Origin of the sequence: Priestia sp. BR_2 (assembly GCF_041954005.1) — a bacterium.
GTDB lineage: Bacteria > Bacillota > Bacilli > Paenibacillales > Paenibacillaceae > Paenibacillus_AQ > Paenibacillus_AQ lautus_A.
Map to the genome: position 1 here is coordinate 1 of NZ_JAVFHM010000107.1, position 746 is coordinate 746.

Consider the following 746-nt stretch of genomic DNA (forward strand, 5'->3'; position numbering starts at 1 on the left):
GGTAGATATTGCCCAAAAATACCAGTGTCTATTGATAGAGGATGATCCCTGCCGTGATATTTACTTTGGGGAAGAACCCCCTCTGCCGATTTTTTCTTATGACACAGAGGGATATGTCATCTATGTTCGTAGCTTTAGTAAATACGTAGCTCCTGGTCTGAGTATTGCCAGTGTGGCTTGCCATCCATCCTTGATGAAATTTTTCTTAAAGGCAAAATCATTATCAGATAGTGGGGCACCCTTGTTGAACCAAAAGATTTTTTTGCATTATTTCTTTTCCGAACGGATGCAGCAACATTTGGAAAAGCTGCGGATTGCCCTGGCAGTTCGCAAGGATATAGTGGAAGAAGAATTGTCTGTCACTGGCTGGAAATGGTCCAGTCCGACAGGAGGTTTTAATTTGTGGATTATGCTCCCTGAGTCGATCCCAATGGAAAGTCTTCTTAGCAAGTGCATGGAGCAATCCATTACTTTTGTCCCCGGTTCCATCTGTGATCCAACCAGAGAGCTAAAATCATGGATACGCTTGAGCTATTCCTATCTGAATGAACAACAATTGAGGGATGGTTTAAAACGACTTGTCAGCATATTTTATTTGTTATCTCCAGATGGAAATTAGTTCGGCTCCTGATATATGGATAGTAGAAATCCTCTTTGTTATCATTGAAAAATTATTTAAGATTTCGGCCGAAAAACTCATGCGTATCTCACTTATGGTTTTCGGAACTGTTTGGTCCCTGTTTTCC

Annotated in this window: 1 protein-coding gene; it reads left to right on the forward strand. The window is 41.0% G+C overall.

What is annotated here, in order from left to right:
• Positions 1-619, forward strand: a 619-nt coding sequence (locus RB298_RS03000) for an aminotransferase class I/II-fold pyridoxal phosphate-dependent enzyme (protein WP_486045701.1), incomplete at its 5' end; no start/stop codon positions are given.
• Positions 620-746: the final 127 nt, after the last annotated feature.